Genomic DNA, 20,142 nt, shown 5'->3' with positions numbered 1-20,142 from the left:
TATTAGTATATTACCACATACCTCTCATACCTTTCTCCAAGAATCATAACAATTCCTTCTTATTATAAAATTGACAGGAAGAACTAATGAAAGTATCTCCTGCCAATATTTTAAAAATTATTCTATTATGGAATTAGGCTAAAAGGGGAATTTCAATCACCAAAAAAAGATAATCTTTGAACGATATTTTTTAAACTATTGCATTATTTTAAAGCTGTAAAAATAGGATAATACTATTTCATTTTTTCACAAACATATATCATTGAATAACTATCATTTGTTATAGGAGTTTCGCTCCAATCCTTATAAACATTTAAGATCTTAAATCCATTAGTATATAAAGCTCGTTCCATTTCTTTTGGGTATACATATCTTAAACTTATGTTTGTACTATTTTCAGTTACAACCTCACCAGCACTGTTTTTGTATTTCCTAATAGTAGTGTTATGTTGAACTTGGTTTAGACTGTCATAGTTACTAATAGTATAAACATCCACTTCATTTAAAGTTTCGCTATCAATATAAGTTTTCCAGTACTCCTCCGTATTCTGTTGTAATAACTCCTCCACACTTGGAAATCTTGTATCAAAAATAAAAACCCCACCAACTTCTAAATGTCTGTTTACTGAGGACAATAATCTATCTTGAGATTCGTTTGTAATGAAATGTTGAAATGAGTTTCCAACTGTATATATGAAACTACTCTTAAGATTCAAATTAAGTTCGGTACAATCTTGTTCTATCCATTCTATCGACAGATTATTCCTAGATGCTTTCTTTTTGGCTTCGTTCAACATACCTCTATGAATGTCTACTCCAATAAGTTCATATCCCTTCCTTGCTAACGGAATTGTTGCTCTACCCGTTCCACAAGCCAAATCAATTATAGGTCCTTGCTTCTTCGATGCCCATTTTAATAGAAATGGAATGTCTCCCTTATGAGGTTCATTTTCTTTATCGTATAAAATAGGATCGTTATATTCTTCAGTATTATCTCGTGTCATTTACTTCTCCTTCTTTTGTTCGTTTCAAAAAAGAAAGTCCCCAATCAACTAAAACCGATTAGGGACACTAACCTACAAATTAATTTTAAAAATAAATTACATGGAGATCTATTTAAATTATTTCCTGCGCATCAGAAGGTAAGTTTCTTACACTTTTAAGATACTTCGTCATGTTGGTATCTTCAACAATTGGATATGTGAACCATAAGTCTTTTGCAACATCTTCTGCTAAAGATCTAAACAATTCACAAGTGACAAATATAGAATTCCAAAAATTATCATATTCATGGTCAGAATAAGTTTTTTCATACATCTTCCAATATGATTCAGTAAGATACTGTTTGAAGTACTTTCCCATTTTTCCTACCGATACATGAAAATCATGTTTACTTCCAATCCACCACGAAACCATTTCATCTAACTCTTGTCTAATTACATATTCAAACATTTGTTTAGAATATGGTAATTCATCACGCCAAATTCCTTTTGCAACGTTTTGCAAACACCACCAGAAATTATTACAGCAACTCACAAACATTGATTCTGTTGGCTTTTTTACATGATAATCAATATCAGTGGGAGCAGGAATTAGTGGTAACATGTTGTCCTTATCTAATAATGGCACTGTCAGTTTATCACTAACATATCCTTCAAGCATAAACTCTTTTGTCTCTATGTGAAGGTCTATCCGATTTCCATCTGTAAAAAGCATTAAGTAACCATAGGAACGATTAAAATCCATCTCTATACCACATGATTGGTTATTTTTATCTGGCTCCTGAATCATAAGAAAATCACCAAAAATATTTGTCCAACTCTTATCTGTAATAAAAGTTGCTGTTTCCGTCACTACATAAACAATATCATAATCCTGAAATATATCTTTTGGGGCATTAGGGTTTGTTCTTGAACCATTCATATATACAGCCCGAATACGTTCATCATTCTTTGCAATGTTTAATATTAGGTCCATCATTTCTTGTTCATTTCTCATTAAATAACCCTCCGTTTCCTTTATTAATATTTTGAGTGGAATGTGATTCACAGTGGAGGGGCTCGTGAATGATATAAGCCTAACCTATTACATTGAGGTTATAATTTATTAAAATCCTTTTTCATTTTAACCTACCTTTCTATTTGAGGATATCTCTATATATTATTTCAACATATGCTCACCAATTCCTTTTTTAAAAGAAATTACTTTTTTTACATTTAAATCTATTAAAAGAAGGACTCTTTTTAAATGAATGAAAAAAGGTAAAAGAAATATCCTCAGAACTGCTACATGCGATTCGCACCCGCGTAATGACAGACGAGGAAATAGAAAACATCAAGAAATCGGTACAAGTTCGATTCACCTAATATTATTAGTTTATCAAAAGGGGTGAGAACTGCCAGATTGCAAATCAATTTGACTAAATATTGAATCATAATTTTAATATAATTTAAAGTACCAAGTAGCAGTCACCACCCGGTCAGTATAACTACAAACCGCATAAAAAGCGGATGACCAAAGCCTATAAGTAAAAAACAGAAGAAGTATTCGTTATCCTTGGTCGGGGGCGACTACTTTGTTCTGTTTAAGACGACAATGTATACAACAAGTGTAAGCGTAGCTAATAGTGTCAAACTGAATTGAGCTACCAAAATTAATACTTCTCATATCGTTATCTAACCACCTCCCTTCTTCAAGAGAGATGACCAACCGCCCACTATACTATGTAGTTACAAATCTATTGTAGTACTTATTATTCAAAGTTCCACTATGGACAAGCACTTCTACTTTCTCCGCTATGGCGTGACACAGCATATTCCATTAAAGTCCAAATGATGTATCAACAAAAAAGTAATGGAATCAAGAACCAGAAGAGCGTCTTAAGGAAGTTGTAGAAGAACTATTAGAGTTTCAAATGAAATATAAAGCTGATACAGTTAAAGAAGCCTTCCATACAATAGATAAAAATAAAGATGGTGCTCTGCCTGACTATTACGAATGAGAAAGTTTAGAAGAAGAACTTCACAATTTAAAAGAAATAGCGTATGGAGGTTGAAGGAATGCAGAATAGAGCTTGTCGCATATGGCTATAGAAATTTCTATAATTACAAACATCGTATTCTCTTGCATTTCAAGTATAAACCCGTTGATCAACAGAAGAAAAATAAAACACACGCTCCAGCTGCTTAAATCAGCCGAAAACGTGTGAAATATACAGTTGAATTATTGGTTGAACTTTCTCAGCAACATCATTTGACAGAGAGCCAAAAAATGCCGCTTCCGTAAGATCCCCCTTTTTAAAGTCAACATTATTCATATAAGAGTGCTTGTACATCTTCACTATCAACGTTGCTCGCATTATACCATACAGCACCAGTATCTACATCGCTCACATCTTCACCATTAACTGCTTTTACTGCTAATTCGATAGCCATATAACCTATTTGAACTGGATTTTGTGTAATCGCTCCGTGTAATACACCATTTCTAACTGCATCGATTTGTAGTGCACCAGAGTCGAATCCACCTCCTACAACATCCGTCTGTAACCTATTGCCTGTTGCTTGATTGGCATTGATAATGCCATTTCCTCCAAGTTCATTCGTTCCGAAAATCGCAATTAAGTCAGGTTTATTAAATAATGTTTGAGCACTTACCTGAATAGCTGCATCTGTTGCTTGAGCTGGTACTTGTAATTCCACTACAACTTTCGCATCATTCTCACTTACGCCGTTGTTATACCTATCATGGCCAACGATTGCGATTTCTTCTTCGGATACATTATCCGAAGTTGCTACTAACTCCACAATACGATCCATAAAACCTTCAGTTCTTGTTCTAATAGACATAGAGTTTACTTCTTGAGATACAATTCCAATTCTAACTGAAGCTTCAGTAGTTGCATTATCAACATCTTCTGAAATAGCATCAAAGATGTTTTCCGCACCTAGTTCAGCTGCAGCATAATTGTCTGTACTAGCATTTGCAGTAATCGAACCTTCTGGCGCACCTGGCACCCCAGAATCAAAACCAATAATTGGAATACCTGAATTTTGCGCTTGACTGATTAAATCTATTTGCGATTCAGTATCAAGCGAAGCTAATGCTATAGCTGCTGGAGATTGATTAATTGCATTACTCAACATTTGATTTTGCTCTTGTATCGCTGTTTCATTAGCAGGTCCAGTAAAGTTCATTGTGACGCCGAAGTCACTTGCTGCTTGTTCAGCTCCTTCACTTACAGCTGTCCAAAACTGGTGCTGGAACCCTTTAGCTACCACTTCTATATGCAGTTTCTCACCATTTTCGTTAGATGAACCATTACTACTTGTATCATTTTCTCCACCACAGGCTATCAAAAATAGAGCGCTTACAATCATCAGTATAACTAAACCAGTTATTTTCTTCATTTTGCTACCTCCTATTTTCTCCATTTGAATTTATATACATCAGCTAATACCGCTACTAGTATAACAATACCTGTAATTAGTACTTGATAATGTGGTTGCAAACCAATATAAGGTAACCCAGTTTGTAACACAGCCATGATCATAACACCAATCATCGTTCCTGTAATACTTGCAACGCCACCAACTAAAGATGTACCACCAATAATTACACCTGCTATAGCATCTAGTTCAAAACCTAAACCTTCACCAGGTAATATCGTTGTATAAGTAGAGGCATAGGCTACACCAGCTAAGCCCATAAAGAAGCCGGAAATAACATAAGAAATTAACTTATACCGATCCACATTTACCCCAGATAATCTAGTAGCTTCTTCATTACTTCCTAAAGCTAATATATACCTCCCAACCTTTGTTTTAGCTAAGATGATTCCCATAACAATCGCAAAGAAAATTAAAACAAATATTCCGGTTGGGAAATTATTACTCGTTTTAAAAATTGATTTATACCAACCATCTGGACTGTTACGAAGCGGAAATACAACTGTTTGAACATTGGTAATGATGGATCCCAGTCCTCTAGCAACCATCTGAGTACCCAACGTTGCAATAAACGGGGCGATTTTCAATTTTGCTACTAATACACCATTTAGTAAACCAAACATTGTTCCAACAAGTATTGTAATAATAATTGTCATCCACATAGGTAAGCTGTAATTATGGTATAGCCACCCTCCTGTTAATGCCGAAGTGATTAATACCGTACCTAGTGATAAGTCAATCCCTCCTGTAGCGATAACAAACGTAACCCCAATAGCTAAGAATCCAATATAGTACGCAGAATCAAATATACTTGCTAATGTATTTATTGATCTAAATGAGGGACTCATAGTAAAGAAGTATAAGTATAGAACAATAAGTGCGCCTAGCGCTACCAACTGTTGTGATCCTAATTTAAACGTTGATTTGTATTTCTTCTTAACTTCATTTTCCATTTTCAATTACATCTCCTTTCTATCTGTTGCCAGTTCCATAATCTTTTCTTGGGTAGCATTCTCAATTGGCAGCTCACCTGTAATTCTGCCTTCACACATAACAACAACTCTATCGCTCATTCTTAAAATTTCCGTCAACTCTGAGGATATCATTATAATTGACTTGCCTTGATTTACAAGTTCATTCATTAAATCATAAATTTCACTCTTAGCACCCACATCAATACCACGTGTTGGTTCATCAAAGATAATAATATCTGAATCTCTGACAAGCCATTTTGCTATTACAACCTTTTGCTGATTTCCACCACTTAAACTCCTAACGATTTGTGTGCTAGATGTAGATTTTACTTTCATCTTTCTTCTATATTTTTCTGATTCTTGATGTACTTTGTGATCTTGTATAATGCCATTACTCGAATAATTACTAAGTGCAGACATTACAACATTATCAGCAATACTAAACCCAGTAACTAAGCCATACCTTCTTCTATCTTCTGATAAATAACCAATGCCATGTTTAACTGCATCATGTGTATTACGAATATTCACTTGTTTCCCATTAATATATATATCACCATGGTCTCTCTTATCTGCTCCAAAAATTGCACGGGCAACCTCTGTACGACCCGCACCCATCAAACCAGAAAAACCGACTATTTCCCCTTTTTTCAAATTAAAACTAACATCTATCACTGTATTTCCAACTTTTAGCCCTACTACTTTTAACACTTCTTCTGCATTCGGGCTAACATTACTTCTTTGTTTTGGATCTTCTGATAACGAACGCCCGACCATCATGTTAATGATTTCATCTTTAGTTACTTCCTCGGTCAACACAGTTCCAATATACTCACCATCACGTAACACAGTAATTCGATCAGTAATTTTCTTTATTTCATTCATACGGTGAGAAATATAGATAATGCCGATGCCTTTTTTTCTTAGGTCTTCAATAATTTTAAACAACTCATTAATTTCTTTTTCTGTTAGTGCTGCTGTTGGCTCATCAAAAACAATTAACTTTGCGTCCATTGAAATAGCTTTTGCTATTTCAACCATTTGTTGTTGCCCCACAGTTAAGTGATCGACTTTTTCAGTTGGACTTATATTTACTTTAAGCCTTTCAAACAGCTGCTCGGTCTTTTCTATGGCCACGTGATCATTTATAAAACCCTTATTGACTTCTTCGCGACCAATGTATATATTCTCAGCAACGGTCAAATCTTTCATCATATTTAATTCTTGATGAACAATAGCAATACCATCCAATTGTGATTCTTTAGGATCCGTATATTCTTTTTGTTCACCCATATAGGCTACTTTTCCAGCATTACGTTTGTGAATACCCGTTAAAATCTTCATTAACGTGGATTTACCCGCACCATTTTCACCCATAAGTGCATGAACTTCTCCTGGCATTAACTCAAAATTTACACCTTTTAGTACTTTATTAGTTCCAAAACTCTTTTCAATTCCACTCATTTCTAGCAGTGTAGAACTCATGTAATAGCCCCCTAAACCAAATTTACTACACCTTTTTTCAAAATAATATTTGCATATAGTTTTTCTTCGCCTGTTGCGATGATTGCATAAGCTTGTCTAGATCGCTCGTAGAATTTTTGGCGTTCAAGATGTTTTATCGAAAAATTATTTTGTGTTTCACTAAGAACCGATTTAAATTCCCCCCACATTTCAGGCTCATATGCATCTTTAGCTTCTACCTCCATCATATAAACTTGGTGTGGATGATAGTCATCTAAGGGGAATACAGAAAGAATGGCTGTTAATAACTCAATCGCACCGACACCGTCATACCTGATTAATCTCTTTGCGTTTGAGTTTGCAGGGAAATTACCATCCGCAATGACGATTTCATCCCCGTGTCCCATCTCACTCAATATTTTTAATAAATCTGGGGATAATAATTTTGAAATATTATTTAACACTAATTCGTACGCTCCTTTTGATTTGTCACGAAACAGTTTTAAACTTCTCGTGACAAATCCATTATTATAGTTTAATTATTGCATTCATCTTATTATCTAATATTGCGGTACAACGGACCATACTGTTGGCACGCTCTGTAATCCGAACCTTCTTTATCCATACCAAATGCAGCCCAAACATGCGGTCTAAAGATATCTTCATTTGGAACATTATGCATAGAGATCGGAATCCTTAACATTGAACAAAGCGTAATAAGATCTGCACCTATATGGCCGTGGCTAATAGCACCATGGTTGGAACCCCAATTATTCATTACAGAGTATGCTTTATCAAATGGGGCTTCTCCTGTAATTCGTGGAGCAAACCAAGTCGTTGGCCAAGTTTTGTCTGAACTTTCCATCAATTTATCGTTTACTTCTTCTGGTAATTCAATTGACCATCCTTCAACGAGTTGTAAAACAGGTCCTATCCCTTTCACGAGATTTAAACGAATCATAGTTAATGGCATATTTGCAAATGTAGTAAAGTTTGATGAGAATCCTCCACCTCTAAAATAGCCATTATTTGCTGGAGACCATGTTGTTGCATTTAAATTCTTAATTACATCTTTATCCGTTAGGTCATAGAATGGTTTAACCGTCTTATTGCCTGAATCGTCAACGGCTTCACCTGCATAATCGAGCGCTGCTGAACCCGAGTTTAAGAGCAATAATAAACCGTCTGCTTCCGCAGCTTTTCCTTCCAAGTCATAATTAGTTATCCTTTTTATTGCATCTGATGACCAGTGCGTTCGCACATCTGCAAATAATTGCGCCTTATTTGTTAATAATTTATTAAATACCATACTAACACCATTTAAAATATCATTTTCGGTCGCTAGGACATACGGCTCTCGGACACCTTCCCAATCAAATGAGGAATTAAGAATAGCTTCAGCAAAATCGGCATTAGGTAAATAATCTGTCCATTGTCTTTGACCTTGAAAACCGGCTGCAATCGCATTGTGCCCTAAAGCTTCTTCTGGAAAATCGTTCTTTAATTTATCATTGCCATTCATCAAATCTTTAATGATTATGGCTGTTTTAGCAACAAATTCCCAATCTTTTTCTTTCTTAGATTCTGCACTCTTGAATCCCTCTGGATTAGTATCGATACCCTCTTTTGCATATTTCTTCATCCATTCCATTGCTTCTTCAAGAGTCTTTTCATCAAAAATGTTTTCTTCTATTCTTCTTAAGATTTCAACTTCATCAATTGATTCCACTCTCATACCTAAGTATTCTTCCATAAAGTCATAATCCATTGCCGAACCTACAATACCCATACTCATGGAGCCAATTTGTAAATATGACTTACCTTTGATAGTCGCTACCGCTATTGCTGAACGCGCAAATCTAAGAATTTTATCTTGTACATCTTTTGGTACAGTTGTGTCATCCGCATCTTGCACTTCACTTCCATAAATACCGAATGCAGGTAACCCTTTTTGCGCATGTGCAGCTAACACAGCTGAAAGGTACACAGCTCCAGGACGTTCTGTCCCATTGAATCCCCATACTCCTTTTATTGTGTGTGGATTCATATCCATTGTTTCTGAACCATAACACCAGCAAGGCGTTACTGTTAATGTAATATCAACGCCTTCCTTTCGAAACTTTTCTTCACATGCCGCTGCTTCAGGAACGCGTGAAATTGTTGTATCCGAAATTACGACCTCAACCGGATCACCATTACTATATTTAATATTATCTTTAATTAGCTTAGCTGCCGCTTCCGCCATTCTCATAGTCTGTTCTTCTAAACTGGCTCTAACATTTAAAGGACCTTGTCTTCCATCAATGGTTGGTCTTATACCTATTTTAGGATAACTTTCTGCAAATCGCTTTTTAAACATATATATCTCCTCCAGTTGTTTTTTAATGTAATTAAACTTTATAATAAAAGCGCTTACATTGCTAGCAAGCTTTTTTTACAATATGGACATTTTTTTAGATTGATGTTTTCTCTCTCTATTAATCAATCCTATATTTGAACAATAAAAAACTCTGCACCAAATAATGGTGCAGAGTTTAAATAGGTATGAATAACGTTCCTTTTATAGGATACTTAAATAAATCTTTCTAATATCATCAATATTAACCGGACGAGGATTTCCAGGTGTACATACATCATTTTGCGCATCTTTTACCAATTGATCAAGGTTATCTACTTGAATGCCCAGATCACTTAAAGATGTAGGAATATCAACATCTTTACTTAGAGTTCTAACAGCTTCACAAGCCGCATCTGCCGCTTCCTCTTCAGAAAGCAAATGGACATCATGTACCTTTAAAGCCTTCGCAATTTCATGATATTTAGCAGTAACAAAAGGTTTATTAAACTCCATAACCAATGGGAGCAACATTGCACACGCGACACCATGCGGTAAATCATAATGTGCACTTAGTGGATGGGCCATACCATGAGCTAACCCCAGTCCTACATTTGAAAATCCCATACCAGCTATATATTGACCGAGCGCCATTTCTTCTCTTGCCTCTGGATTTCCTGTTGTTGAATCTCTTAAAGACCGACCGATTATTTCAATAGCTTTCAAGTGCAACATATCCGTCATTTCCCAAGCTGCTTGAGTAATATAACCTTCAATCGCGTGAGTTAAAGCGTCCATTCCTGTAGCTGCAGCTAGAGCCTTCGGCATACCGAGCATAAAATCAGCATCGACAAAGCTAACAATTGGAATGTCATGCGGATCCACACAAACAAATTTTCTTTTGTTCTCCTTATCTGTAATGACATAATTAATAGTCACTTCTGCCGCAGTCCCAGACGTTGTCGGTACCGCAAAAATAGGTTGACTAGGATGCTTAGTATCAGCTACGCCCTCTAGACTCCTTACATCTGCAAATTCCGGATTCGTTGCGATAATACCAATCGCTTTTGCCGCATCTTGAGGCGAACCACCGCCGAACGCTAAAATACAATCGGAAGCTTTTTCTTTAAAAACACTTAGTCCCTTTTTCACATTCTCAATTGATGGATTAGGATCGATTTCATCAAAGACTGTATAATTTATCGAATACTTATCTAATAATGCTAAGATTGTATCTATTAAACCAATCTTTACTAATTGTTTATCTGTGATAATAAATACATTATTAAACTGTCTTTTCTGAATCTCTTTTGGTAGCTCTTCAATAGCTCCCTCACCAAAGTATGACGTTTCATTAAGAATCATTCGATTTACCATATTAATCTCTCCTTTATTCAGATTTGATAGACTTTTTTTGACCATACGTTTTAAATTTTTCAGCCATATGCCTCATCTCATCCTCAGGCAATACAACAGGATCACCAATAGTCTTCGCCTTTACATATATTTTAGAACAATACTCTACCTCCTCTACAACATTGAATGCATTTAATAAGTCTTTATCGCCACCAACAATACCATGATTTGCTAATAAAACAGCTTTTCTATCTTGCATAGCTTCAAAAGCATTGAACGCAAGCTCAGGTGTGCCGTATGTAGCATAATCCGCCACTCGTACCGTTGATCCAGCAACAGCAATCATATAGTGAGAAGCTGGTAACTCCCAACGTAAAGTAGCTAATACCGTTGAATACGTCGTATGCGCATGAATGATCGCATTTAAATCTGTTCGTTTCTCATAAAAAATTTTATGCATACTCCATTCACTTGATGGGCTGCGATCCCCTTCAACAATCTCACCATCTAATCTCATAATTACAATATCTTCTGGCTTAATTTCGTAAAAATCAATACCTGATGGCGTTATCGCCATTAGACCTTGGTCACGATCAAATACACTTAAGTTTCCGCCCGTCCCTTTAGTTAAATCGGTGTCCACTAACTTCTTGCCAAACTCAATTAGCTCATAACGCTCTTTTTCCATTAACATTTTAATTACCACCTTTTAAGTTATCTGTTAATTATTGACGCATAGTGCTGATATGCTGTTTCCCAGTTGTCTGTTTCTATCGGTAAGTACTCTTTAACGTCACCAATAGTTCTCAACAGTTGCTTGGCTTCTCGTGTGTCTTCAAAATGATTTAATCCAACAAGTTGCATGGAAATATTCCCTGTAGCTGTCGCCTCAGAAGGCCCCGCAACAACTACTTTATTTGAAATGTTCGCTGTTAATTGGCACAATAAATCTGATTTAGCTCCTCCTCCAACAATATAAACTTTATTGCTCTTTATATTGGTAATAGATTCGAGTTGCTCTTGAACTTCTCTATATTTCATTGCTAAGCTCGTATAAATAAGCTTGAACACCTCTCCTGGTGTTTGGATTTTCTTTTGCCCAGTGAGCAGTAAGTAGTCATTGATTCGATCAATCATATCTCCAGAAGTAGAGAAAACAGCATCATTCACATCAATGTAACCGGTTGTTTCCGTTGTTTCGTTCGTTAATTGCATAATCTCAGAGTAGCTATAGTCGTACCCTTTTCGTTTGTACTCTGCTTTACACTGCTCTAGGATCCAAAGTCCTGTTAGATTCCTTAAGAAAGTAACTTTGTCTTTCACTCCTATTTCGTTTGAAAATGCTTGATCATTAATAATTGGATAGTCTAATTCTTGTCCAATTAAAGACCACGTTCCACTCGATATAAATGTAAAAGCCTCATCATCTGATGGCACACTAAACACCGCGCTAGCTGTGTCATGACTTGCGATGGATACGACCTGAATAGACTGTGTTTCCTCCGATGTAAATTCCGGTTTAAGTTTTCCAATAACTTGACCTGCATCGATTAAGTCAGTGAAGAAGTGACGTTCAAACGAAAACGACTCAATTATTTCTTCGCTCCATTGCTTCTTCATTGGATTGTATAATTGTGTTGTCGAGGCGATACTTCTCTCAGAAAGCATGATACCTGTCAATAAATAATTAATAAGATCTGGCATCATCAAGACTTTATCAACGCGTTTATATATTTCAGGTTCGTTTATTTTCACATACAACAATTGATACAGCGTATTAATCTCCATTAACTGGATGCCTGTTTCCTTATATATTTGTTCTAGTGGCATATAATCAGCAGCAACCTCTAACATATCTTTTGTTCGTTCATCTCGATAATGAATCGGTTGTCTGATTAACTTGCCTTCCGCATCAATTAATCCAAAGTCTACACCCCATGTATTTACAGCTATGCTATCTACTCCGTCATAATCATTCGCTTTTATTATGGCTTGTTTTATTTGTCGCATAATCTCATCAAGATTCCAAAACCATGTATTTTCTGACTTCATTACGTAATCTTTAAAACGAGATATTTCAGTTAAATGAACGCCACCAGCTTCATATGTTCCAATTATTGCTCTCCCCGATGTAGCCCCTAAATCAATCGCTAAAACATTTGTCATTGAATCACCTTCTTTGCTATTTATGATTAACCTTATCATCTTATTAAAACGCTTACATTTCTAGTATTTTTTTTTATAAACATGGACAAATTTTTAGATTCACTGTATATTCGTATTAAACGTACTAGGGAGGTATTATTAAATGAAAGCGTTTTACGAAACTCGTCAATACGAATCTCATGTGAAGATTTGGCATAGGGTATATCGAAACCTTGCATTTGTCCCCCATTGGCATACGGAAATTGAAATGATATATATACGAGAAGGGGCTTTAGAAGTAACATTAGAAAGTGAAAGTGTCCGAGGAACAAAAGGGGACTTAATCATCGTTGAAAGTGGTGAAATCCATTATAGTAATATTGGTAAAAATACTAATGTATTAGAATTTATCATTTTTGACCCTGCTATCATTAATTCAATTTTTAAAGGCTTTAATCTAAAAACAGCCTTGTTAACAAAAAACACTTTGAAAAAATCTCAATTGACTAAACATTTACAGGCTTTACTTTACACGATCAATTATGAAGTAAAGTATAAAAACAAATTTTACGATGAGATTATTGAGGCCGAATTACGTAAGTTTTGTCTATTATTAAAAAGAAATGCAGCGTATTTAATCAATGATGATCAACCAAAATGCCAACGTGATCGTATCGATGAATTCCAATCTTTCCTGGACTACCTTGAAAGAAATTATTCAGAAGACATCTCCCTTTCTGATGGTGCAAATTATTTAAATTTAAATACTAGTTATTTTTCGACATTATTTAAAGACTATACAGGTTCAACCTTTGTTCGATATTTAAATGCGATTCGGATCGAAAAAGCTTTGGAGTATATTCAAAAAAAGGAGCAAAGCATTATTGAAATTGCTTACGACTGTGGTTACAATAACATTCGATCTTTTAACCGCGTATTTAAAGAGTTTACTGGCATTGCTCCTAGTCAGTTCATGAAAGTAGCGAATCAAGATGAGTACATTTATAAGATTAGAAAGTCCGCTCACATTGAACATACCGAAGAATTTGAAAATAAAACGATTTTAAATTTAAATGGCTCAGTGTGACTCAACTAAGCAACTTCGCTTACTTATTTGCAATTGCACCGTCATCATCAGGATGAATTGAATTTCTCTTCACTGATTCTATTACGCACTAAAAAAGCATGCTAGCTTTTGTCATTTTGGATGTGTTTCTGACTTATTATTCTGTTGACCGTCATTCTTAACTTCTTCTTGACGAAACAAGTGATAGCTTGCTTAAGCTTGGCGCTTTTTTAGTTTTTTAACACCAGCATACCCTCATACTGGGCGTAAACTATAGGGTAAGGGTCCCGAACTGTGAAGGTAGAAGTAACAGTTAGCTTAACGCAAGGGTGTGTCAATCGTGAAGTGGAATCTGAAGGAAGCGAGTGGCCAACCTTTGGTCTGAGGAACACGAACTTCATATAAGGCTAGGTACAATTTGGATGAGTTTGCTAATCAAAACAAATTCCATTCTACCAAAGGTTGTACAGAGTAAATGAAGCAGATAGATGAAGAAAAAGATTACGCACTTACCCGGGGAGGTCTGGTAGATACGTGCAACACTGCATAACTGAACAGTCAACTGTTCGCTGAACTACCAGAAGTCAGCAGAAGCCATAGTACTAGATTCTTCTACAGAATTTAGTAAGGGCTGCATAGAAGAGGTCTGACCCTCGGATCCAAAATAAATCCATCAATTTATCTTTTGATGGGAACTGAACCCATGTCTTCGATCTAAACCCTGCACTTGACGGTCTTACTTTTTTATTACATAAATCGTCTTTCCCTCTATTACCTCATCACTTTCTTCGATCAATAACGCATTAGTGCTAGTCGAGTACTGGCTTTTCCTGGCCCGCCATTTTCAAAGAAATCTGGAATTCCTCTGGGAGCTACTATTACGGTTACGAACAATATTACAAATCGTTCTATCCTTGTCATAAGCATTATTTTTCTACTATCGTTCATTATTTTAAGGCTAAATAGCGAAGGATTTTTCATCTGTTAAATATTTCTCAACCCTCAAATAAGTTAATGTTTTTGTTCGAAAATGCCCACCGCAGCCCCATTATCATTCGATCTCGTTGATAAGTAAATACTTCCTCAATGACTCGTTCTTCTTTGTTTACTCCCCAATGGTTCCACAAAATTGTATACTACCGGGATAAGAATCTACCTAAATCATGTTAATACCACAACCACACTATCAATACATACTATGAACAGATTTATACAATCAGTGTAAATTTATCACCTAGTATTATCTGTTTTGAAATGTGAATTTTATTGTTATTGGTGTCTACAACCACGCTTTTTAAGCATAATACACTATGACCTTCAGGAATTTTTAAGTATTTTGATTCTTCAAAATTTGAACTTACTATTTTGATTGTTTTTCTACTGTTCCCAAAGTGTATATTGCTTTGCTTCTTAAGAATATCATACATTGATTTATCATTTAGATCCTCGTGTAAAAGGTATTCATAATCCATTGGGAAAATAGAGTATTCCAAAGAAATCGGTTCCTCATTGGCAGTTCTAACCCGAATAACAGAAATTACTTTTTCATCTTTTTCTAAATTTAATGCATTTTCTATTTCTGGTGTTGAATCAATAATTTTATTTTCTATTACTTTGGCTCCAGGTTTTTTTCCTTGCAAAAGGATATTTTCACTAAAGCCTAATGTATTTGAAATATCTTTTAATAATACCTTGTCCGCAATGAATGTCCCCTTACCTGATATTCGAGTTAGATATCCTTGTTTTTCTAAATTTTCTAATGCCTTCCTAACAGTAATCCGAGAAATATTGTATTTAGTGCTAAGTTCTTTTTCAGTAGAAATCTGGTCTCCCGCGCTTAGTTCACCCTTCGTAATGCTATCTAGAATTATTTTTTCTAGTTGTTTGTATTTGGGTATTGCTCCATCTTTCAACTTATAAACCTCCCTTTGAGATTTTCTAATTATAGTATATCAATTTTTTTTAATATTTGCTATTGCTTAATGTATCTAAATGTATTATTATACAGGTATAACAAAACAATACATTAATGGAGGGGTTAAAATGCAAGTAAAAGACGTTATTGCAAGAATTATTGAAAAAAAGAAAGATGTGGGAGGTATTAAAGAAGTTTACTATGCAGCCTGTGGCGGCTCATATGCAGCCTTCTATCCAACTAAGGCATTTTTAGAAAAAGAGGCTAAAGAAGTGAAAGTAAGCCTTTATAGCAGTAATGAGTTTGTTCATAACACTCCAGTATCTTTAGGAGAAAACTCTGTTGTAATCGTTGCTTCTCATAAAGGTAATACTCCTGAAACTATTAAAGCAGCTACTGTCGCGAAAGGAAAAGGGGCTACTGTTATTGCATTAACTTGGATTAATGATTCACCAATTGTTTCAGAAGCAGATTATGTGATAGATTATTCTTTTGGACCATCTAAAGAGATTTCAAAAGAAAAAACAATGAATGCGTTGTTAACTGCAGTGGAAATTTTAAATCAAACGGAAGGTTATGAGTACTATAGTCAGTTTATGGAAGGTCGTTCCATGATCGATTCAATAGTAAGTAATGCTCAAAAGCATGTAGAAAAACGAGCCAAACAATTTGCGATAAATCATAAAGATGATAATGTTATTTATACTATGGCAAGTGGTGCAGGTTGGGGAGCTGCCTATTTGCAGAGCATCTGTATCTTTATGGAAATGCAATGGATCAATTCTTCCACTATTCATACTGGTGAATTTTTCCACGGCCCATTTGAAATCACTGATGCAAATATTCCATTTATTATTCAAGTATCAGAGGGTAGTACGCGCTCCCTTGATGAGCGAGCTTTAGCGTTTCTAAATAAATACGGCAAACGAATTGAAGTGTTAGATGCGAAAGAATTAGGATTATCCACAATTGATAGTAAAGTTATCGATTACTTTAACCACTTGTTATTCAATAATGTTTATCCAGTCTACAATGAAGCGTTAGCCGAAATTCGTGACCACCCTCTGTCAACACGTCGTTACATGTGGAAGGTTGAATATTAAAATTCTTAACTAAACCAGCTGTAGAAAAGAGGCTTTGAAATGTCATATAAGGTACTAGGGATTGGCGATAACGTAGTAGATAAATATATAAACAAAGGCATTATGTATCCAGGAGGGAATGTACTTAATTTTTGCGTCTATACAAAAATGTTGGGTAATAAGGCTTCTTTGATCACTAAATTTGGAAACGATGAAATCGCGACCTATATAAAAAGCGTTTTAGACTCACTTGATATTGAGTATTACCGTTCACGTTGCTTTGAAGGAGAAAATGGTTTCGCGGAAGTAGAATTAATCAAAGGAGACCGTAGTTTTATTAGATCTAATAAAGGGGGGGTCTCTAAAAACAATGGGTGGAATTTTTCTGATGCTGACGAAAATTATATCAAGAACTTCTCGTTGGTTCACTCTAGTTTAAATAGTTATATTGAAGTTGATTTATCTCAATTAGCTACTTTGCAAGTGCCCATTTCTTATGATTTTTCTGTTCGCTGGAACGATGAATATATAAAGAAAGTATGCCCTTACATTGACATTGCATTTCTTTCAACTAGTCATTTGAGTAGAACGGAAAGAGAATCTGAAATGAGGAAGTTCGCTAATCTAGGGGTTAAAATTGTAGTTGGAACTGTAGGCGAATTAGGATCATATTCCTTAGTAAAAGACAATTTAATTTATCAAGAAGCCTCTTTACAAAAAGAAGCCAAAGATACTATGGGAGCAGGCGACGCTTATTTAACTGCCTTTTTACACGAATTACTTAGCGTGCATAACGGACATATAGATTTTAACAAATTGAGTATCATTAAAGATGTATCTCAAGCAATGAAGAAAGGTGCTAATTTCTCTGCTAAAGTATGTCAAATTGAAGGGGCATTTGGACATGGTACGATTATAAACAAGTAAGGGTTCTTCTTGCTTGTTTTTTCTAAAAAAATGAAAGTGCTTACATCTTATAAAAAATGGAGGGTATTAGTATGTTTTGGTTACAATTAGTCGTAATTGCTATCCTTATTTACTTTGGTGCTAAGAAAGGTGATGTATTTATTGGTTTAATGGGAGGAGTTGGTGTTGCAATCTTTGTATTCATTTTTAAAGAACAACCTGCCGCACCTCCTATAGATGTTATGTTGATTATTCTATCTGTCGTTTTAGCCGCCTCAGCATTACAGACAGCAAAAGGACTAGATTATTTAGTGTTTTTAGCAGAAAAATTACTCCGAACAAGTCCAAAATATTTAACTATAGTGGCACCTATTGTTGCTTGGTTATTTACGTTCCTTGCAGGGACTGGTCATATTGTATATAGCCTTTTGCCTGTTATTAATGAGTTAGCAATTAATAATAATATCCGGCCAGAGAGACCGATTTCAAATAGCATTATCTCCTCTCAACAGGCTATTACTTGCTCTCCTATGTCGGCCGCAACAGCAGCCATGATTGGATTTATGCTTCCATTAGGAGTAAGTTTTGCGGAAATACTAATGATAACTATTCCTGCTACGCTTATTGGTGTTGTTTTATCTGCCTTTATAACACTAAAAAAGGGAAAAGAGTTACGGGAAGATCCTGAATTTCAAAAGCGTTTAGAAAACGGGTTGACGCTAAATAGAGATACAGAAAAAGTAGAACAAAAACAAACTACTAAAAACCAAAAAAAATCAGTATTTATTTTCTTAGTTGGTGTAATAGCGGTTGTATTATTGGGTGTTTTTTCTCAATTACGTCCTTCATGGGAAGTAGATGGGGAGATTACTGTGCTATCGATGCCCTATACAATTGAGATCATTATGTTAGTTTGTGCAGCAGCAATAGTAATTTTTTGTAAACCTAAAATAGAGGAAATTTTAAATACTAGTATATTTCGTGCCGGATCTCTTGCTATAATTTGTGCATTCGGCTTAGCTTGGATGAGTTATACATTTATAGATGCCCAAAGGGAATTTATCGAAGGCAATGTTGCAGGTATCGTAGAAACTATTCCTTGGGTATTCGCAATTATAGTATTTGTTGTAGCGGCTCTTATTACAAGCCAAGCTGCAACAACATTAATTATGATGCCAATAGGAATTGGATTAGGTCTACACCCCGCCATTATTATAGGATCTTGGATGGCTGTAAATGCAAACTACTTTATTCCTGTTTCTGCTCAAGTTATAGCAGCGTTATCGTTTGATACAGCAGGTACAACGAAAATCGGGAAATATGTATTAAATCACAGCTTTATGATTCCAGGGCTTCTTAATACTATTTTTTCCATTGTGATTGCAATTATTTTAGGGTTTATAATCATCTAAGTATCTTTATTACTATTTTACACAGAAAATACACAGTGGGATGAAAATAAAGAAATAACATTTATTAGACGAAGAACAGAAGGATATTTTTTCATCCCTTATGGGGGCTCTAATCGCCATTTAGTTACTAGACCAAAGTCATAATTGCAATATAGGAGGGCAGTAATGTGGAAATCGAACGTATATTACCTGGTAACTATCATTTTAAACGTTACAGTTTAGATTATTTTTTAAAAAAGTGTCATGAATTAGGATTTAAAAACATTGAACTTTGGGCTTCTGGCCCTCACTTTCATCTGGAATACTTTTCTAGACAAGACATGATAGATTTAAAGAATAAACTTAAGTACTATGACTTAGGTATAAAATGTTTAACGCCTGAACAAGCGGTTTATCCAGTCAGTATCTCGCACCCTGACAAAAAGTATAGAGAAAAAAGTATTGATTTTTTTAATCGTCATATTGAGGCGGCTACTTTCTTGGATTCACCACGTGTGCTCGTAACAACAGGAATTGATTATATAGACGTCGATTCAAGGCTAACGTGGGAATGGTGCGTGGAAGCGCTACAAAGAATATCTAAAAAAGCAGAAAATTCAGGTGTCCTAATGGTGTTAGAGGGGTTCACTAAATATTCTACGCAAACTTTAAATGGATCTAAGCAAATTTTAAAAATGATAGAGGAAGTTAATAGCCCAGCGTTAAAGGTATTACTTGATACAGACGTAATAGCAACTACAGGGCGAGAAACAGTTGCAGGATTTGTTGGAACTTTGGGATCCTATATAAACCATGTCCATTTTGTTGATGGAAACCCAGGTGGTCATGTAATTCCAGGTGAAGGCTCTTTAGATATGGTGAATGCGTTAGAAATACTCGAAAACGCGAACTACAATGGTTACTATGGTCTAGAATTCTTTGATCGTAATTATTATTTCAAACCTGAGCAAGCTCTTGAAAAAACTTTGGAATGGTTCGAACAACAAAAATAAAACGATATGGATATAGTCCGCAAATTTTTACAAGCGTTTGATAATGA

General features: G+C 35.3%; 16 protein-coding genes. 5 read left to right on the top strand and 11 right to left on the bottom strand.

The window, feature by feature from the left end; translation table 11 throughout:
* Positions 1-233: 233 nt before the first annotated feature.
* The 10 genes from OWO01_RS07425 to OWO01_RS07380 all read right to left on the bottom strand — a co-directional run bounded on the left by OWO01_RS07425 (position 234) and on the right by OWO01_RS07380 (position 12,743).
* Positions 234-1,004 (bottom strand): class I SAM-dependent methyltransferase, encoded by a 771-nt coding sequence (locus OWO01_RS07425; RefSeq protein WP_268779809.1) that lies wholly within the window; start codon positions 1,002-1,004, stop codon positions 234-236.
* Positions 1,005-1,116: 112 nt separating this feature from the next.
* A complete protein-coding gene (locus OWO01_RS07420; RefSeq protein ID WP_268779808.1) occupies positions 1,117-1,998 on the bottom strand; it encodes an aminoglycoside 6-adenylyltransferase in 882 nt (293 codons plus the stop codon).
* A 1,310-nt stretch (positions 1,999-3,308) separates the two neighbouring features.
* On the bottom strand, positions 3,309-4,409 hold the full coding sequence (locus tag OWO01_RS07415; protein ID WP_268779807.1) for an ABC transporter substrate-binding protein: 1,101 nt from the start codon (positions 4,407-4,409) through the stop codon (positions 3,309-3,311).
* 11 nt (positions 4,410-4,420) lie between these two features.
* Positions 4,421-5,401, bottom strand: a complete 981-nt coding sequence (locus OWO01_RS07410) for an ABC transporter permease (RefSeq protein WP_268779806.1) — start codon at positions 5,399-5,401, stop codon at positions 4,421-4,423.
* A gap of 6 nt (positions 5,402-5,407) precedes the next feature.
* Positions 5,408-6,907 carry a sugar ABC transporter ATP-binding protein gene (locus OWO01_RS07405; protein ID WP_268779805.1) on the bottom strand — a complete coding sequence of 500 codons (1,500 nt, stop codon included), beginning with the start codon at positions 6,905-6,907 and terminating at the stop codon, positions 5,408-5,410.
* Between the two features lie 11 nt (positions 6,908-6,918).
* Positions 6,919-7,350, bottom strand: coding sequence for an RbsD/FucU family protein (locus tag OWO01_RS07400; RefSeq protein WP_268779804.1), 432 nt, complete (start codon positions 7,348-7,350; stop codon positions 6,919-6,921).
* A gap of 92 nt (positions 7,351-7,442) precedes the next feature.
* A complete protein-coding gene (locus OWO01_RS07395; RefSeq protein WP_268779803.1) occupies positions 7,443-9,245 on the bottom strand; it encodes an L-fucose isomerase in 1,803 nt (600 codons plus the stop codon).
* A gap of 201 nt (positions 9,246-9,446) precedes the next feature.
* On the bottom strand, positions 9,447-10,598 hold the full coding sequence (fucO, locus tag OWO01_RS07390; protein WP_268779802.1) for a lactaldehyde reductase: 1,152 nt from the start codon (positions 10,596-10,598) through the stop codon (positions 9,447-9,449).
* 13 nt (positions 10,599-10,611) lie between these two features.
* Positions 10,612-11,271 carry an L-fuculose-phosphate aldolase gene (locus OWO01_RS07385; RefSeq protein ID WP_268779801.1) on the bottom strand — a complete coding sequence of 220 codons (660 nt, stop codon included), beginning with the start codon at positions 11,269-11,271 and terminating at the stop codon, positions 10,612-10,614.
* 20 nt (positions 11,272-11,291) lie between these two features.
* A complete protein-coding gene (locus tag OWO01_RS07380) occupies positions 11,292-12,743 on the bottom strand; it encodes a rhamnulokinase (protein WP_268779800.1) in 1,452 nt (483 codons plus the stop codon).
* A gap of 142 nt (positions 12,744-12,885) precedes the next feature.
* Here OWO01_RS07380 and OWO01_RS07375 point away from each other — a divergent pair, with 142 nt between their 5' ends.
* The gene (locus OWO01_RS07375) at positions 12,886-13,809 is read left to right on the top strand and encodes an AraC family transcriptional regulator (RefSeq protein WP_268779799.1); all 924 of its coding nucleotides are present in this window, start codon (positions 12,886-12,888) and stop codon (positions 13,807-13,809) included.
* A gap of 1,187 nt (positions 13,810-14,996) precedes the next feature.
* Here the strand turns inward: OWO01_RS07375 and OWO01_RS07370 are convergent.
* The gene (locus OWO01_RS07370) at positions 14,997-15,701 is read right to left on the bottom strand and encodes a GntR family transcriptional regulator (RefSeq protein ID WP_268779798.1); all 705 of its coding nucleotides are present in this window, start codon (positions 15,699-15,701) and stop codon (positions 14,997-14,999) included.
* A gap of 130 nt (positions 15,702-15,831) precedes the next feature.
* Here OWO01_RS07370 and OWO01_RS07365 point away from each other — a divergent pair, with 130 nt between their 5' ends.
* The 4 genes from OWO01_RS07365 (at position 15,832) to OWO01_RS07350 (ending at position 20,095) form a co-directional block, all read left to right on the top strand.
* On the top strand, positions 15,832-16,806 hold the full coding sequence (locus OWO01_RS07365; RefSeq protein ID WP_268779797.1) for an SIS domain-containing protein: 975 nt from the start codon (positions 15,832-15,834) through the stop codon (positions 16,804-16,806).
* A 39-nt stretch (positions 16,807-16,845) separates the two neighbouring features.
* Positions 16,846-17,712 (top strand): PfkB family carbohydrate kinase, encoded by an 867-nt coding sequence (locus OWO01_RS07360; protein WP_268779796.1) that lies wholly within the window; start codon positions 16,846-16,848, stop codon positions 17,710-17,712.
* 71 nt (positions 17,713-17,783) lie between these two features.
* A complete protein-coding gene (locus OWO01_RS07355; protein ID WP_268779795.1) occupies positions 17,784-19,103 on the top strand; it encodes an anaerobic C4-dicarboxylate transporter family protein in 1,320 nt (439 codons plus the stop codon).
* 167 nt (positions 19,104-19,270) lie between these two features.
* Complete coding sequence (locus OWO01_RS07350; RefSeq protein ID WP_268779794.1) at positions 19,271-20,095, top strand: sugar phosphate isomerase/epimerase family protein; 825 nt, start codon at positions 19,271-19,273, stop codon at positions 20,093-20,095.
* The last annotated feature ends 47 nt before the right edge of the window (positions 20,096-20,142 follow it).

The sequence above is a fragment of the Natronobacillus azotifigens genome, assembly GCF_026805325.1.
Lineage (GTDB): Bacteria > Bacillota > Bacilli > Bacillales > Amphibacillaceae > Natronobacillus > Natronobacillus azotifigens.
This window is presented reverse-complemented; position numbering and strand designations above follow the sequence as displayed.

Coding starts and splice junctions, on each gene's coding strand:
- OWO01_RS07360 (WP_268779796.1), top strand. CDS start 16,846: ATGTCATATAAGGTACTAGGGATTGGCGATAACGTAGTAGATAAATAT.
- OWO01_RS07415 (WP_268779807.1), bottom strand. CDS start 4,409: ATGAAGAAAATAACTGGTTTAGTTATACTGATGATTGTAAGCGCTCTA.
- fucO (WP_268779802.1), bottom strand. CDS start 10,598: ATGGTAAATCGAATGATTCTTAATGAAACGTCATACTTTGGTGAGGGA.
- OWO01_RS07420 (WP_268779808.1), bottom strand. CDS start 1,998: ATGAGAAATGAACAAGAAATGATGGACCTAATATTAAACATTGCAAAG.
- OWO01_RS07355 (WP_268779795.1), top strand. CDS start 17,784: ATGTTTTGGTTACAATTAGTCGTAATTGCTATCCTTATTTACTTTGGT.
- OWO01_RS07385 (WP_268779801.1), bottom strand. CDS start 11,271: ATGTTAATGGAAAAAGAGCGTTATGAGCTAATTGAGTTTGGCAAGAAG.
- OWO01_RS07375 (WP_268779799.1), top strand. CDS start 12,886: ATGAAAGCGTTTTACGAAACTCGTCAATACGAATCTCATGTGAAGATT.
- OWO01_RS07395 (WP_268779803.1), bottom strand. CDS start 9,245: ATGTTTAAAAAGCGATTTGCAGAAAGTTATCCTAAAATAGGTATAAGA.
- OWO01_RS07380 (WP_268779800.1), bottom strand. CDS start 12,743: ATGACAAATGTTTTAGCGATTGATTTAGGGGCTACATCGGGGAGAGCA.
- OWO01_RS07410 (WP_268779806.1), bottom strand. CDS start 5,401: ATGGAAAATGAAGTTAAGAAGAAATACAAATCAACGTTTAAATTAGGA.
- OWO01_RS07365 (WP_268779797.1), top strand. CDS start 15,832: ATGCAAGTAAAAGACGTTATTGCAAGAATTATTGAAAAAAAGAAAGAT.
- OWO01_RS07425 (WP_268779809.1), bottom strand. CDS start 1,004: ATGACACGAGATAATACTGAAGAATATAACGATCCTATTTTATACGAT.
- OWO01_RS07405 (WP_268779805.1), bottom strand. CDS start 6,907: ATGAGTTCTACACTGCTAGAAATGAGTGGAATTGAAAAGAGTTTTGGA.